The following is a 16,319-nucleotide window of genomic DNA, read 5'->3' as shown; positions in this document are numbered from 1 at the left end:
TAATCACCCCTAGTCATTGTATCCATCAATATGTGATCGATGCCAGTTCCAAGCATCTTGAATGATCTGCTTGATTGAGGCATGTTTAGGTTGCCAACCTAATACTTCAATTGCTTTGGTAGAGGATGCAATTAACTTACTAGGGTCACCCGCTCTTCGTTCAACTATTTTAGTAGGGATTTCATGTCCAGTGACCTCTCTTGCAGATTCAATAATATCTATTACAGAATAGCCTTGGCTACTTCCAAGATTGAAAATATTGCTTGCTCCACCATTTTGCAAATATTGTAATGAAAGAATGTGTGCATTAATTAAATCTTCAACGTGGATATAATCTCGGATACAAGTTCCATCATTTGTATCATAATCGTCCCCAAAAATTGAAATAAATTCGCGCTGATTTAATGCCACTTGAAGTACTAAAGGAATTAAATGGGTTTCTGGATTATGATCTTCACCAATCTCTCCTGTTAGTCGAGCACCAGCAACATTAAAATATCTTAGAGAAACAAATTTGATATCATGGGCAATATCACACCATTTCATTAGTTTCTCCATCATTAACTTTGTTTCTCCATAAGCATTTGTAGGAACTGTATTCATTTCTTCCGTAATTGGCATAATTTCTTGTTCACCATACGTCGCAGCTGTTGAAGAGAAAACAATATTTTTTACACCGAACTCGACCATGACATCAAGTAATACTTGAGTTCCATAAACATTATTATCAAAATATTTTATAGGCTGGATCATAGATTCCCCCACTAAAGAGCTAGCAGCAAAATGTAAAACCCCTTCTATTTTCTCATTTTCAAAAACCTTCTGTAAAAAACTTTTGTCACGAATATCTCCATAATAGAATTTAGCATTTGGATGGATTGCTTTTCGGTGACCTGTTTGAAGATTATCAACGACAACAACATCATATTTTTGATCAATTAATTGATACACAGCGTGGGAGCCAATATACCCAGCACCTCCAAGAACTAGAATACTCATTGCAGAACCTCCATTGTAATTTCTTTCGCACCATCACCAATACCGGCGATATAAAAATATGCTTCATATCCTATTTTCTGTTTGTAAGCCATACCAACATTTTCAATAAATTCTTCAGTACCTTCTTTCTCTACAATCGCAATTGCACAACCGCCAAAACCTGCTCCCGTCATTCTAGCACCAATTACACCTGGTTGTTGCCAAGCAACTTCTACTAGAGTATCAAGCTCCATTCCCGTAACTTCATAATCATCACGCAAAGATATATGTGATTGGTTCATCAGTTCCCCAAATTCTTTTAAATTATTATTCTTTAATTCATTTAAAGCTTTTAATGTACGATGATTTTCATAAACAGCATGTTTTGCTCTTTTTCTAACTGTTTCATTTTTAATCGTATTTTTAAGTACTTCAAACTCTTGTTCTGACAATTGTCCTAATGATTCTATCTCTATATGTTTTTGTATATCAGCGAGTGCCTGTTGACACTCATCTCTACGCTCATTATACTTAGAGCTTACTAATTCTCGCCTTTTATTCGAATTCATGATAATAAGATGGTGATTTTCTAGATGAACGGGTGCATACTCATATTTTAGTGTTTGGCAATCTAGAAGGATTCCACAACCTTTTGAGCCCATTCCAATTGCAAATTGATCCATAATCCCACTATTTACACCTATAAATTCATTTTCAACCTTTTTACCAAGCCTTACCAAATGTAGGCGATCCAAATTTAGCTCAAACAAAGAATCTACTATCACACCTGTTACTAGTTCAATTGATGCTGATGATGACAATCCAGCTCCACTGGGAATATTACCGTAATATAAAATGTCTACACCAGAATTAATCTTGTAGTTGTCCTCTAAAAGGAACTTAATTATTCCTTTAGGATAGTTCGCCCAATTGTGTTCTTCATTATAATTTAAATCCTGGAGGCTGAATTCAATAATCCCACTTTCTGGGAAATTCATTGAATACAGCTTTACCAAATTATCTTCTCTTTTTCTTGCCAGTCCATAAGTCCCGAATGTAATAGCACATGGAAACACATTTCCACCGTTATAATCGGTATGTTCTCCAATTAAATTTATTCGACCAGGGGCAAAGAAATATCGTGTATGAGTTATAGCAAATATATCAGAGAATTTTTTTCTTAAAGGTGATAAATCCATCCGAATTCCTCCAAAGGTTACTTCCAATTTCTATTGAATCTCTTACTTTATCTCAAAATATGTTTATAAATCGTTAATGGACGTCTAGTTGAATTATTATTATTAATTAGTAGAAAGATATAAAAACGAATTACAATCATACAAATAATTAAAATGAAGGGAATAATTTTTTGACAAGAAATGCTAACCTTATTCTCAAGTTCATTCAAAATATACATTATTAATCTCAGAATAGAATCTATTACTTAACAATTTCTAAATGCCACATATCATTTATCTTCTTAATTTCTTTTAAATCGCATTTAGGTTCACGGTTATAAGTTAGTAATCCATTTATCTCTTGTTCAACATCTGTTAATTGTGTGTAGCAATACCCATGCAGAATTTTAGAACTATACACTGCTTTCATAACTCTTGAATAATCATTAATAAAATCATGTTCATTTGCTACTGATGTGTATCCCCATCCTGCATCAGCCCCAACTTTGTAGCCTATCCCTCCAAATTCTGTTAATAATATCGGCTCACCTTCATAATCAAATCCGTTTGCAAATATTGATCTTTTTGCTGGCATTGATGAAAGAATAGCATCTTCCGTAGCTAGTTCCTCTAGAAATCTCTCGTATTTTAAACCTTCATCTTTATTTCCATGATTATAATTATGAACTGCTACTATATCTGATTTTGTTAATTCCCAGCCATCATTTGAAATAACAAGTCTAGTTGGATCAATTGAATGAATTAAATGGTACATTGCTAAAGAATGATGTTGCTGCTGACGGTTATCTCTAACATTAGGAATACCCCAGCTTTCATTTAGCGGTACCCAAGCAACTATTGATGGGTGATTATAGTCTCTTTCAACAATTTCAACCCATTCCTTCATTAACCGTGCTGCAGCATCCTCACTATAAGATGGACTCGCAGCGCATTCTCCCCAAACTAGAAACCCTAGTTTATCTGCCCAATATAAAAATCTCGGATCTTCTACCTTTTGATGCTTACGACAACCATTAAAGCCCATTTCCTTTGAAAGAATAATATCTTTTTTTAAATCTTCATCAGTTGGAGCAGTCAATAATCCATCTGGCCAGTAACCTTGGTCTAAAACTAACTTTTGATAATAAGGACGATTATTCAAATAGATCATTTTGTTTTCCGTATGAATTTTCCTCATTCCAAAATAAGTTTTGATTTCGTCTAGTTGATTATCTCCTTCAAATAATGTAATTTTCACATCAAATAGGTTAGGGTTTTCAGGTGTCCAGTTCCACCCATCATGGTGAAAACTTGTACGAAAAATCTTTTGACTATATAGGTTAAATGATCTCCTATTATACTTTTCATGAATTAATATTTTATCTTTAAGTACTCTTTGACCTTTAAATTCAATCTCAAACTGAACTTCTTTATCAAAAATATTACCTTCAAGCTCAAATTCAACACTGATTTCACCTTTATCTATATCAGGTGTAAATCGTAACTTAGAAAGATGAGTGGGATTTAGCGTTTCAAGCCAGACTGTTTGCCAAATCCCTGTTGTGCGTGTGTACCAGATACTGTCGGATTGCTCTAACCAATATTGTTTTCCACGTGGTATCGTTTCATCTGTTGAAGGATCCTCTACTTTAACCACTACTGTTTGTTTACCAATCGTCAAAGAGTTTGTAATATCGAACTCGAATGCAGTATTCCCACCCTCGTGGAAACCAACGAATTGTTCATTTACGTAAACCCAGGCACGATAATCTACAGCACCAAAATGTAGAATGACATTTTTACCATTCCAGTTTTCAGGTATTTCAAATTCTCTCTTATACCAAACAACATCATGGAAAGTACTGTCATTTATTCCACTTAGTTTAGATTGATAAGCAAATGGTACTTCAATCTCTTTATCAAAAGTACAATTGTTTTTGTACCATTTCTGTTTAGAACCTACATTATCATCATCAAATACAAAGCTCCACGTTCCATTTAAGTTAAGCCATTCTTTACGAATTAAATGCGGTCTTGGATATTCTTGGCGATGGGTCATAAACAATCTCTCCTAATCATCATTTAGTAAAAATATATTTTTCTAATTACATATTATTGAAAGCGCTTTTAATTAATTTTATTAAAAAAGTAAAAAACAGTCAATGTTTTTACTAAAAATTTAACTAAAAAAATAATGAATTTTTAACAAACTATTGAAAAACAAATAAAAAAAACACATGATACTTGGCTAAAATGCCTAAACCATGTGCTTTTAACTAGTTACTACTTTCTCTAATCACTAATTTAGTAGAAATACAAACCTTCTTTGTGACTTGTCGATCTGCCAATTTTTCTAATAATAAATCAACAGCAGTTGCTCCCATAATTTCAGTAAAAACTTTAACTGTACTTAAAGGAGGATGTACATATTTGGAAACGCTGATATCATTTACCCCAATAATACTTACTCTATCAGGTACTTTAATATTTTCCTCATGAAGAGCCTTTAAGACACCAATTGCAATTGAGTCATTACCTACAAAAAACGCAGTAGGTAAATTTTCTTTTTGTTGACGTATTGCCTGCTTCATAAGTTTATATCCATCATTTACAGAGAATGTTCCAATATAGACTGAGGAATCATTATAAAGTCCTTTTTCTGATAGAAATCTCTCAAAACTAACTCTTCGTGGATCATCAATATCAGAAGTCTGATCCTTGTATGTTTCTTTTCCACCAATATACCCTATATTCGTATGACCATGATCAATAAAATATTGAAGTGCATTTTCTGTTGCCTTAGTAAAATTACTAACTACTGAGTCAAATCGATCCTCATCAGGTGAAGAATCTACAAATACAATGTTTTCTGTTCGTTTACTTAACTCTTCTGCTTGCTTTGTACTAAATTTTCCTATCGCTATAATCCCATGAAACTCTTCATTCGTATTTTGAGCATCCATATACATCTTTGTTGTTTGTATATTCTGCAATTCACACTGAGTTTCCACACCTTGTCGAATTGACATATAATACATATCATCTAACTCTTCTTTTTCAGTATACCAGTGTACAATTGCAATTTTATAGGACGTAGGACGTCTTCCATTTTTCTTTCTATAGGAAAGCTCTTCAGCCACTTCAAATACTCTTTGTTTTGTTTCGTCACTTACTGATAAAGTTGTATCATAATTCAGTACTCTTGAAACTGTCGCAATAGAGACACCTATACGTTCAGCAATATCTTTAATGGTTGCCATATTATACCCCTTAACAATTTTATCTAATTAAAAGGAATCATTTTCCTCTTAGCTTTTAAAAGATATCTCTTAATTAAGAAATTCTCCCATTTATTTAATTTTCTGCAATCATTATACCATCTTCTGTTTCGACCATTTTTATAAACAAAGGTCTTTCACTTCCATGAGGAGTATCGGGATAATGTGTGCAAATATATAACTGATCGTGCAGATCACGAAAAAGACTAGAATGTCCTGCATTTCGATCTAAAAGTAGTTTTAAGTCATGTTCCCATTCACCAGTTATCTCACCATTTTTTGATCTTGCAATCGCTACTGTATATCCCCCCATCCCAACATCTCCATAGTTAGGAATAGAATAACTGGACCACGTCATTATTAGTTCGCCATTTTTAGCCTTATACATAAATGGTGCGTCAGTTAAATAACCCTTTTTTTCAATTCTTGGATCGCCAAAATGACGAATCCATGGCATATCTGCAGCATTTAATATGTCAATTGGCTCACCAACCGATTTTTTTAAATCCTCGGATAATCTTACCGCTTTTATTCTGCCATCATATAATTGAGTCCATTCGTGACAAAAAACCATCCAACGTACACCATTATCATCTTTATAATACGTTCCATCTAAGCATTCCCAGTCTTTGGGAGTAATAGACCCTTCACTATGGGGAATATAAGGACCAGCTGGGTGTTCTGCTACTAGAATACCAGTACCACGATGCTCGCCAATCCCACCTTTAAACGATGCAAACATATAGAATAAACCATCTATTTCAAAGACTTCAGGAGCCCAGTACTGTCTAACTCCCCAAAAACCCTTTGGTGGATTAAATGCCACATATGGACCTTCCCATTCTTCTAGATCATCACTAACAAACACTTCAAAAACTGGATCTTTATCACCACATCCATCTGCAAAAGTTGTACCATATAGATAATACTTTTGCTCTTTAGGATATGTAAAGATAAAAGGATCTCTCATATGAATCATATCAGTTTTAAATTTACTAATTGTTCGAAATCCAGTTTTCATATTCGTCTCCTTTATATTATATTAAACTACTAATACAAAACTCATTTTTTTATTTAATACCTGTGTTTGTAACGCTTTTTACAATGTATTTATTCGCTATTAAGAAAACAATAATCCCTGGGATTGTTGCGATTACAGTTGATGCCATCATTTTGGCAGGATTAACAAAATTTGAGCCTTGAATTAGTGTTGCGACCCCTAGCGTAATAGTTTTCATTTCATTTGAATTCGTTACTAAAGATGGCCAAAGGAAATCATTGTAAATTGCTAAGAACGTAATTACACCTAGCGTCATCGCCACAGGTTTAATCGCAGGTAATATTACATGAAAAAGAATTTGCCATTGCGTTGCTCCATCAATATGAGCTGCTTCTTCTAAATCTTTTGGAAATGAAATTAGAAAATTATAGATTAAAAACACTCCCATTGTACTAGCAGTATATGGAAGAATCAAAGGGATAAACGAGTTTAAAAGATTTAAAGACTTAAACAGATAAAATGCAGGGAAAAGAGTGACAATTCCAGGAACTGCTAGCGAAAAAAAGACCATTCCCATAATAAGTTTTTTACCCGGAACATTTAATCTTGCTAGTGCATAAGCTGCTAAAATATCCACGAACACAACTAAAATCGTGCCAATAATTGTAATAAAAGCTGTATTAAACAACCATTTTAAAATTGGCGTATCTGATACCGAGCTAAAAATACTAGTGTAATTTTCAAATGTCCACTTCGTTGGTAAAATACCTGAACTTGACATTGACTCGCTTAACGTTTTAAAAGATGTAAAGACCATCCATATTAGTGGTAAGAGAAATAAAATAGCTATTATAGTAGCTATAATTAGAATTGGGAGTGCTTTCTTTGTAGTTGTACTCATTTTTTATCACTTCCTTTTCAATCTTTCTTTCGATAGGAAACCCAATATTGGATCCCAGTAATCAACATCATAATTAGTCCCATGAGAATTGCCATTGATGAACCAATTCCAAGCTGGTTCATACCGAATACTGATGTTTGAATATTCATGATAAGTGTATTTGTTGATTGTTCAGGACCTCCGGCAGTAATTAACTTTGTTTGTCCATAAAGGTTAAAGGAAGCAATCACAGTCATGATTAGTATAAAGAAAGCAACATTTTTTATTTGTGGTAAAGTAATATAGAGGAATTTCGCCCAATTACCCGCACCATCTAAATCTGCAGCCTCATATAATGAATAATCAACTTCGTCTAATGCATTAATAAATAGCATCATATTAAATCCAATTGTCCACCAAATGGTAGCGATTAATACTCCAATCCACGCAAATGGCTGAGCACCTAACCAATTGATTGGCTCCCTTATGACCCCAATAGACAGAAGTACATTGTTTACATAGCCTCCGTTACTATTTAGTAACCAAAGAAATATTGACGATACTGCTGTAACTGAAACAGAGTATGAAATAAAAAAGATTGTTCGGTAAATCGCTTTAAACTTTTTTGGGAGTTTATCAATAATAAGCGCAAGTCCTAAACTAATAATTACTAGTGGCGGAACACTAAGTACTACAAAATAAAGAGTGTTTTTTAAACCTTTTATAAATAATTCATTATAAATTGTATCCGGTGTAAGAATAGTTTTATAGTTTTCTAGGCCAATAAACCCCAAGTTCCCTGAGGATATATTCCAATTGTGGAAGCTTATCCAGACTCCTAAAACTAACGGAATCGCCCAAAAAAGTAAAAATAAAATTACAAAAGGGGATACCATTAGTAATGACCAAATTTTATAGGATGCTCCTTTATACATATTTTGACCTCCAATGTGAACCCTAAATATTCACTAATTCTTTAATTATTTAGTCTTTTTCATTGCAAAAACCAATCTTAAGTTAATTTTAATAGGTTATTAGAAAGAATGACCCCGTTTTAATACCAGAGTCATTCTTCGCACATTTTTACTTTTGTGGTGCTGTATCTGCGATTTGTTTAGCCATTTTTGTTGCCTTTTTTAATTCTTTCATTAAATCTTCGTTTGTAAAATCTTTAGTTTTTACTAGTTTACTAAATACAGTTTCATTCATATATCTCATTTGTTCACCAAATTGATAAACAGCTGGTGGACTCACATAGTGATCAAATTGTTGAGAGTTTTGATAAGCGATTTGGTACTTATCTGGCTCAGCCTTAATTTTTTCTAGCGTAGCAAGATGCACTGGAGCTTGGCCACCTTCAGCCCAATGAATTAAGTTTTCAGGTGTAAACATAAATTTTAAGTATTCGGAGATACCATTTAAAACCTTTTTGTCTTTTACTTTTGAAGATAAAGCAATTGTATGTGCATTTCCATAAGCAGCTAGTTTAGTCCCAATTTGAGGAATTGGAGCCACCCCTAAATTTTCTCCATACTTTTCTTTAGCTGCACCATAGAACCAAGGGCCAGTGAGTGCTACAGCAGTTTGATAAGCTTTTCCACCCTTCGCTTCCTTCATGAAAGTTTGGAATTCACCGTCTAATCCTAACCCAGGTGGAGAAACTTTATCCTGCCAAACCATATCATGAAACTTCATTAGTGCATCTGCATACTTAGACTGAGCAAAATTTAAGTGATTCCCATCTTTTAATTCAATGCCATTTTGAACAGCAATCATATGCATGTAGAATTCAACTAATCCACTTGCAGGAACTCCAAGAGCATAAAGGTCTTTATTCTCTGCTTGAAGTGTTTTATTTATTTTTAGTAAATCTTCATATGTTTTTGGAGCTTCTTTTACCAACTCTTTATTGTAGAACATTGTTAACGGATGAATATCCAGCGGTACAGCGGTAATTTCACCATCTATTTTTACAATATCCATTCCCGCTTTATGGAAGTCAGTTTCTTTTATTCCAGCTTTATCAAGAACTGGCTTAATATCTTGTATTAGTCCATCTTGTTTATATGTTTTAAGGTTATTGCCGTGGATTACAACAAGGTCATAATCACCTGATTTAAATTTAGTATAATGATCTTTTTCTTGTAACTCTGTAACAACGTACTTATCTTGAGAGGCGTTGAAGGCGTCAGTAATTTTTTTCATATAAACACCATCTCCACCAGTAAATCCATTAATAAAGGAAATCTTAACTTTACCATCACCATTTGTGTTTGCATCTGAATTTGTAGATTTACCACCAGAGCAACCAGCAAGTACTAAAAATACTGAAACCACTAAAGCAAATATCTTTGAGATTTTCATTTTGTTTCTCCTTCCTTTTATTAGCACAATTCTGAAAGCGCCTTCAAGGTAAGGATAGTATATTCTTAATTTACAGTCAATATATTTTACTAAAATTTTAACTAAAAATATTAACTCACTTTTAGTAAATGATTTAACAGTCTTTTTATTTATTTTCTTTACTCACCTTCATTACTTCTGAAATCATTGTCAAAATATTAAATTTGTAGTCGTTTTTATTTAACATAGAATCTACTTCATCTTACTAATCATTAAAAAGAGCCAAACAAAAAGAACCCCAATGTACAAATTGGAGTTCTTTTTATAATAAAATGAATAGGATTTATTTTTTTGAAAATGCTTTTTCAATTTCATCTTTCTTAATTGAAAAATGAGAAGTATTATATACTGCTTCTCCATTTTCAAAAATAAATAATTGTGGAGATTCATGTTTAATTGCTGTTTTCTCAGCAATATAGTTAGACAATTCTCTGTCATCTTGAACTTGTAAAAAATACAAAGGGACATTCTCATATGCAGATGCAAAAGCTAAAAATTCAGTATAAGCTGCATGACTAATTGGGCATGTTGTACTATGCTTTAAAAACACAAATTTCTCATCGTTGTTAATTAGTTCATCAAACTGTTGAATCGTTGATATTCGATTTACCATTTCTCTTTTTTCCCTCACGCTTCGTTTTGTACTTTTCCCATAAATCCATTGCTGTATTTCCCCAATTTACCAATTGGGACATTTTTTCAGTACTAACTTTTACAGTATTCGAGACATTATTAGCAGTATCTCGTACTTTTTCATTCATTTCTGAGATTGTTACTCCGACTTCTTCGACTGATTTAGCTAATACATCAAGGGATTTTGCTCGTTCTCGCATATCTTTCGTAAGTTCATTCGAATTATTCACAAAAATTTTAGCCTCATTTGCTAAATGATTCGAAGTATGTACTAATTGGACGGCTTCAACACAAACATTATGTAAATCTTTTTGTGTTTCAGCAATAGTAGATTCTACACCTCTAAATACCCTTTCTAGTCTGAATAAAGTACGACTAATAAATACAACTAAAATCACAAATGCAACTGCTGCGATTAATGCACTAATAGAAATTAAATCCATTCGAAAAAACCCCTTTCCTTCTAGCCTTCCACAAATTTAATCACTTATTTCGTATTATACTACAAATTTTACCAAACACTAAACTAGTCGTAAAACAAGTTTTCAAATTCTTTAGTAAAAAAAGAATACTATAGTAAACAAAACTGACTAAATAGTTTACAATAGGTATATAGTTATAATTATTGGAGGGAATTTTCAATGAAAGATCCACGTATTTCAAAATTAGCTAAAAACTTAATCAATTACTCAGTAAAATTACAACCAGGAGAAAAAATCTTAATTGAAAACTTTAAGCTAGAAACTGAATTAGTTACAGCTTTAGTTAAAGAAGCATATGCTGCTGGTGGTTTTCCTTTCGTATCAATCAAGGATCATAAAGTAGATCGCGCATTATTAATGGGTGCTACAGAAGAACACTTTAATAAAGTAGCTGAATACGAAGCAAATGTAATGAAAGATATGGATGCTTATATCGGTTTACGTTCAGGTGTTAATATTAATGAACTTTCTGATGTACCGGACGAAAAAACTAAGATCCATGGTAAAACTGTAGGTCAAAAAGTACATAGAGCAATTCGTGTTCCAAAAACTAAATGGGTTGTACTACGTTACCCAACTGATTCAATGGCTCAATCAGCAAAAATGAGCACTGAAGCATTTGAAGATTTCTATTTTAATGTATGTAATTTAGATTACGGTAAAATGGACAAAGCAATGGATGCTCTTGTTGAATTAATGAACCGTACGGATAAAGTTCAAATTAAAGGTCCTGGAACTGATCTTACATTCTCAATTAAAGATATCCCAGCTATTAAATGTGCTGGTGAAATGAATATTCCGGATGGTGAAGTATTTACAGCACCTGTTCGTAATTCAGTAAATGGTACACTTTCTTATAACACGCCATCTCCTAACAATGGATTTACTTTTGAAAATGTTCAACTTAAATTCAAAGAAGGTAAAATTGTAGAAGCAACTGCTAACGACACTGAGCGTATCAACAAAATCTTTGATACAGATGAAGGTGCACGCTTTATCGGTGAATTCGCGATTGGTGTAAATCCATACATCTTACACCCGATGGGAGACATTTTATTCGATGAAAAAATCGATGGAAGCTTCCACTTTACACCAGGTCAAGCTTATGATGAAGCTTACAACGGTAACAACTCAAATATCCACTGGGATATGGTTTGTATCCAACGCCCTGAATACGGTGGAGGAGAAATCTATTTCGATGACGTTTTAATCCGTAAAGACGGTCTTTTCGTAATCGAAGAATTAAAAGGATTAAACCCTGAAAACTTAAAATAATCTTTAGAAAAAAGAACACATATTTGAACTGGACCCAAAAAGTTAGACACATATTTTAATTATGCTACTAGTGAGGATTGGACCCTGTATTGTACAGGGCTCAATCCTTTTAATTTTGTCTTAATTCGTTTGTGATTGTAGTAGTGGATATAATTTTCTAATTCTAAAATGAAATCTTCGATACTCTTAAATTCCTGAAGATAAAATAATTCAGACTTTAATAAACCAAAGAAGTTTTCCATAACTGCATTATCTAAACAGTTACCTTTTCGGGACATACTTTGGATAATTTTGTTTTCTTTGAGTAGATGCTGATATTTTTTCATTTGGTAATGCCATCCTTGATCTGAATGTAGGATAGGGGAGTCACCATCATTAAGGCGTTTAAAAGCTTTATCTAACATTTTTGTTACTAATGGAAATACAGGACGTTTTTCAAAATTATAAGCCACGATCTCACCGTTATATAGGTCGAGGATAGGCGAAAAGTATATCTTCTCACCAAATAAATGAAATTCCGTTACATCAGTAGCCCACTTTTCATTAGGCTTTGATGCGTTAAACTCACGATTAAGTAGATTTGGAGCTATTCTACCAACGTTTCCACGATAAGAACGGTACTTTTTAACTCTTACAAGGCTCTTTAATCCTAATTCAAGCATTAATCGACGAACTGTCTTATGGTTAATTAAAAGACCTTGATTACGCAATTCTAAAGTAATTCGACGGTACCCATATCTCCCAAGATGTTCATGGAAAATTTGTTTGATAGATTCCTTTACTTCAACATACTTATCAGGAGTTTTAATTTTATTTACCCAGTAATAATAGGTACTACGTGGAATCTCAGCTATTTTTACTAAATCAATTACCTTGTATTCGTGCCTTAATTCATAGATTACTTTCGCTTTTTGTCGTTCTGTAATTTTCTCTCCTCTTGAACTAAGGCATTCAACTTTTTTAAATATGCATTTTCCATTTTCAATCGTTCAATTTCAGCTAATAATGCCTCTTGTGATCCTTCTACAACTTGTTTTTTCTTAGTTTCTCTTTTCATAATTGGACGCCCCCGTTTTTTTGAATAAAGGGCGTCCACACCTTTCTCCTCTAAAATGGATTGCCATTTAAAGATGGTTGATGGTGCTGGGATATTAAAAGCAGCAGCTGTTTCTAAGACTGACGACCCTGTTTCGTTCATATACGTTAATACGTTCATTTTAAACTCGCCAGAGTAGTTTGTATATCTAGAATTTAATCCCTCCAATCCATGCGTATTAAAGAGAGCTACCCATTTATGAATATGCTTATGGTAAATACCATATTTTTTTCCAATACTTCTTAGTGATCCTTTACCTTCTAAGTACTCGTTAACAACAGTTATCTTTTGATCTAATGTAAATTTAGCCATAAAAAAACTACACCTCCGATTGTTAGCCGTGTCTAACAATCGGGGTGCAGTTCAATTAAGCTATGTGTTCTTTTTCCTAAGTGTTAAATTATAAAATGGTCAATAGGAAAAACGAAATTTAAATGAACAAATAGAACTTACTGATCAAACGAATATTTTTCCTATGTTTTACTTAACGAAAGCTGCTTCCATATTTAAAAGAAGGTAGTTCAATCAATTAGCTAAAAAAGGAATCCGTGTAAATGCAGTTGCCCCTGGACCAATTTGGACTACGCTAATCGTCTCAAGCTACTCAGCAGAGTATGTGAAAACATTTGGTTTAGATACTACTATGAAACGTGCAGGTCAACCATTCGAACATGTCCCAACCTATCTATATCTTGCTTCTGATGACTCCTCTTTTGTAACAGGCCAAGTACTTTATGTAAATGGTGGAATAATGACTGAAACTTGAAACTCTTACTAAAATAAAAGACTGGGAGATTCCCAGTCTTCGTTTTTATGCAGTCTTTTTCCCGTTAGTCAATCTCTCAACTAACATACTCACAGATAAATCACCTGTTGCATTTAACATTGTTGCAGGCGGATCAATTAACGTACTAATTGCTGCAAGAATTGGTAAAGATTCTACCGGTAAACCAAACAGAGAAAGAATTAACATTTCCCCAATCATTCCACCATTCGGAATCGCTCCCATTACCATACCAACTAGTAATGCAATACCGATTGTAACAAGATAAATATTCAAACCAGAGAAATTCATTCCAAATACACCAAATGCAAAAGCAATTTTTACGACTCCACCCATAACAGAGCCATCTTTGTGTAATGCACTAGCTAAAGGAATAACAGTCTCTCTAATCTTTTTAGATACGCCCATTTTTTCAGCTGATTCAAAATTTGTTGGAATCGTTGCTGCACTACTACAAGTTCCTAAAGAGGTTAACGTTGAAGGTAATACATTTTTCCAATAAATTCTAAATCCATAACTACCACCAGCCATATAAGCAATAATACTATAAACGATAAAATAAAATAGAATAGCAGTTACATAATATAAAACAAAAACTCGCTCATATGAACCTATTAATTCTTTACCATATGTCGGAACAAGATAAGCAAAATAAGCTCCAAGTCCAACCGGTGCAAGATACATAATATAGTTAACCATATTCATAATCACTACATTACCACTTGCTAATAATTTTTTAACAATGTCGGCTTTATCGCCAGCTTTATTCGTTGCTAAACCAACTAATACAGCAAAAACGATAATTGCTAACATATTGCTTCTAGTAAACAACCCTGAGAAATCATTCACCGTAAATGTATTTACAATTTGCTCCGCTACTGATACTTTATCAGTTGCATCTGGTTTAACAATTGGAATATGAACTCCATGAGCAGGTGGATAAACTTTCATAACAACAAGCATTATGATCGCTGCGATAATACCTGTAAATAAAAATACCCCTGACATATTTCGCATAATCTTACCGAATTTTTCTCCTCCGCCATTTGCAAAACTTGAAGCTACAGAGAAAAACACAAGTGGTACAACTACTACGAATAATAAATTTAAAAATAAATCCCCTATTGGTTTAAGGGCAACTCCTACGCTTTCATGAGTAAAACCGATGACTGAACCAATGATGATACAACTAAGTAAAATCAAAGGGAAAGCGTAATTTCTAAATGATAATTGCATAAGCTTCCTCCTAATATAATTGCTATTTGTAGTATACCGAAAATTTAATAGTTTGTACTCCAATTTTTTAATAAAACTTACATATTTCTACATAAAGATACAAAAAAGAACACTTTGTATTATCTACAAGTGTTCTATCTTTATTGTAATTAAGAGATACTACCTATGCTTTTACCCGTATTCCAATGCTTTAATCCTACTTTTTTTAATCTTATTATTTTAAGACTTCATCAAAAGCAGCTGAAACTTTTTCAAACTCTTCTTCTGTTTCTATATCGTAAAACTCGCCATCTTCTTCAACTCTTAAGAAGAAAACGTCAATATCCTCTTCACTTTCTTTTTCTACTTCTTCTAGTAAACCTACTGCTATGTATTCATGACTTTCAATCGTAATTGAGCCTAGTACTTCGTAATCTTGCTCGTCTCCTTCATCATAGCTAAGTGTAAGAATTTCGTCTACTTCAATCTTTTCCATAAATCTTGACCTCACTTATTTCAAATTCATTTTGCATAAAGATAAACCTTTATGTTCCTTAAGTGTAACAGAATGATGCAAAACGTTAAATACAATTAAAGCTTTTCTAAATCGTTCAACTTTTAAACCATCTTTTTTGTGAGAATCAATTTTAGTAAAAAAAAAAATTTTAAAAATTTACATGAATATTCTTACGAACCCTGTAATAAGATTTAGAACAACCAATTCTTAAGTTTCTTTCAAGTTTATTAAGTTGGACAAGCCTTTTGTCTTCAAATAGTAGATATTTTCTATATTTAGGGAGGATTACTGAATGTCAAAATTAATAACGGGCCAAGAACAAACTAAAAGAAAAACTGTCAATTTTAAATCATTCTTTCAACGTTTTACTAAAAACCAATTAATTGATGAAACGCCATCACAACTTTTACATAATGAGTTAAGAAGCTTACAAAAACTTTTAGAACTAAAAGAAATTAATTTTATTTATGCCGATCCCGAATACATTGATGTTGCTATTATGGAATTAGAAGCTATACGTACAAAATACAGTATTACTGTTAGACAATTAAAGGAAATACAGTCTGCTAGTGTTGTATGAAAAAAAGAGATAAATAGCAT

At 32.9% G+C, this 16,319-nt stretch carries 15 protein-coding genes and 1 pseudogene; 3 read left to right on the top strand and 13 right to left on the bottom strand.

Annotated features, from left to right (window positions below; translation table 11 throughout):
- Positions 1–9 precede the first annotated feature (9 nt).
- From galE to MY490_RS04195, 10 genes are all read right to left on the bottom strand, one after another.
- Positions 10–999: a UDP-glucose 4-epimerase GalE gene (galE, locus tag MY490_RS04240; protein ID WP_248268123.1), complete on the bottom strand. Its 990-nt coding sequence runs from the start codon at positions 997–999 to the stop codon at positions 10–12.
- Positions 996–2,177: a galactokinase gene (locus MY490_RS04235; protein WP_248268122.1), complete on the bottom strand. Its 1,182-nt coding sequence runs from the start codon at positions 2,175–2,177 to the stop codon at positions 996–998. Before MY490_RS04235 ends, galE begins: the two co-directional genes overlap by 4 nt.
- 241 nt (positions 2,178–2,418) lie before the next feature.
- Positions 2,419–4,215 carry a glycoside hydrolase family 2 protein gene (locus MY490_RS04230; protein WP_248268121.1) on the bottom strand — a complete coding sequence of 599 codons (1,797 nt, stop codon included), beginning with the start codon at positions 4,213–4,215 and terminating at the stop codon, positions 2,419–2,421.
- A gap of 217 nt (positions 4,216–4,432) precedes the next feature.
- Positions 4,433–5,416: a LacI family DNA-binding transcriptional regulator gene (locus tag MY490_RS04225; protein WP_248268120.1), complete on the bottom strand. Its 984-nt coding sequence runs from the start codon at positions 5,414–5,416 to the stop codon at positions 4,433–4,435.
- 94 nt (positions 5,417–5,510) lie between these two features.
- Positions 5,511–6,455, bottom strand: coding sequence for a glycoside hydrolase family 43 protein (locus MY490_RS04220; RefSeq protein WP_248268119.1), 945 nt, complete (start codon positions 6,453–6,455; stop codon positions 5,511–5,513).
- 49 nt (positions 6,456–6,504) lie between these two features.
- Positions 6,505–7,335 (bottom strand): carbohydrate ABC transporter permease, encoded by an 831-nt coding sequence (locus MY490_RS04215; RefSeq protein WP_248268118.1) that lies wholly within the window; start codon positions 7,333–7,335, stop codon positions 6,505–6,507.
- A gap of 17 nt (positions 7,336–7,352) precedes the next feature.
- Positions 7,353–8,249, bottom strand: coding sequence for a carbohydrate ABC transporter permease (locus tag MY490_RS04210; protein ID WP_248268117.1), 897 nt, complete (start codon positions 8,247–8,249; stop codon positions 7,353–7,355).
- A gap of 148 nt (positions 8,250–8,397) precedes the next feature.
- On the bottom strand, positions 8,398–9,678 hold the full coding sequence (locus MY490_RS04205; RefSeq protein ID WP_248268116.1) for an ABC transporter substrate-binding protein: 1,281 nt from the start codon (positions 9,676–9,678) through the stop codon (positions 8,398–8,400).
- Positions 9,679–10,000: 322 nt separating this feature from the next.
- Positions 10,001–10,330, bottom strand: coding sequence for a bacillithiol system redox-active protein YtxJ (gene ytxJ / locus MY490_RS04200; RefSeq protein WP_248268115.1), 330 nt, complete (start codon positions 10,328–10,330; stop codon positions 10,001–10,003).
- Complete coding sequence (locus MY490_RS04195) at positions 10,296–10,793, bottom strand: DUF948 domain-containing protein (protein WP_025671368.1); 498 nt, start codon at positions 10,791–10,793, stop codon at positions 10,296–10,298. Before MY490_RS04195 ends, ytxJ begins: the two co-directional genes overlap by 35 nt.
- Before the next feature lie 198 nt (positions 10,794–10,991).
- Here MY490_RS04195 and MY490_RS04190 point away from each other — a divergent pair, with 198 nt between their 5' ends.
- The gene (locus MY490_RS04190; RefSeq protein ID WP_025671369.1) at positions 10,992–12,107 is read left to right on the top strand and encodes an aminopeptidase; all 1,116 of its coding nucleotides are present in this window, start codon (positions 10,992–10,994) and stop codon (positions 12,105–12,107) included.
- A 59-nt stretch (positions 12,108–12,166) separates the two neighbouring features.
- Here MY490_RS04190 and MY490_RS04185 read toward each other — a convergent pair.
- Positions 12,167–13,515, bottom strand: a protein-coding gene (locus tag MY490_RS04185; RefSeq protein WP_248268114.1) for an IS3 family transposase whose coding sequence is annotated in 2 segments (ribosomal slippage) — positions 12,167–13,071 and positions 13,071–13,515 — 1,350 coding nt in all. Because the reading frame shifts where the segments join, the coding sequence is not laid out codon by codon here.
- 121 nt (positions 13,516–13,636) lie between these two features.
- Between MY490_RS04185 and MY490_RS04180 the strand changes: the two are divergent.
- Positions 13,637–13,969: pseudogene (locus tag MY490_RS04180) on the top strand (SDR family oxidoreductase); the annotation flags it as partial.
- Between the two features lie 45 nt (positions 13,970–14,014).
- Here MY490_RS04180 and MY490_RS04175 read toward each other — a convergent pair.
- Together MY490_RS04175 and MY490_RS04170 are read right to left on the bottom strand one after the other, a co-directional pair.
- Positions 14,015–15,223: a dicarboxylate/amino acid:cation symporter gene (locus tag MY490_RS04175; protein WP_248268113.1), complete on the bottom strand. Its 1,209-nt coding sequence runs from the start codon at positions 15,221–15,223 to the stop codon at positions 14,015–14,017.
- Positions 15,224–15,437: 214 nt separating this feature from the next.
- Complete coding sequence (locus MY490_RS04170) at positions 15,438–15,698, bottom strand: DUF1292 domain-containing protein (RefSeq protein ID WP_248268112.1); 261 nt, start codon at positions 15,696–15,698, stop codon at positions 15,438–15,440.
- Between the two features lie 313 nt (positions 15,699–16,011).
- Between MY490_RS04170 and MY490_RS04165 the strand changes: the two genes are divergently transcribed.
- Positions 16,012–16,299 (top strand): hypothetical protein, encoded by a 288-nt coding sequence (locus tag MY490_RS04165; RefSeq protein ID WP_248268111.1) that lies wholly within the window; start codon positions 16,012–16,014, stop codon positions 16,297–16,299.
- Positions 16,300–16,319: the final 20 nt, after the last annotated feature.

Source organism: Gottfriedia acidiceleris, from assembly GCF_023115465.1.
Classification (GTDB): domain Bacteria; phylum Bacillota; class Bacilli; order Bacillales; family Bacillaceae_G; genus Gottfriedia; species Gottfriedia acidiceleris_B.
The sequence above is the reverse complement of the archived record's forward strand: the minus strand, read 5'-3'. Positions and strand labels throughout refer to the sequence as shown.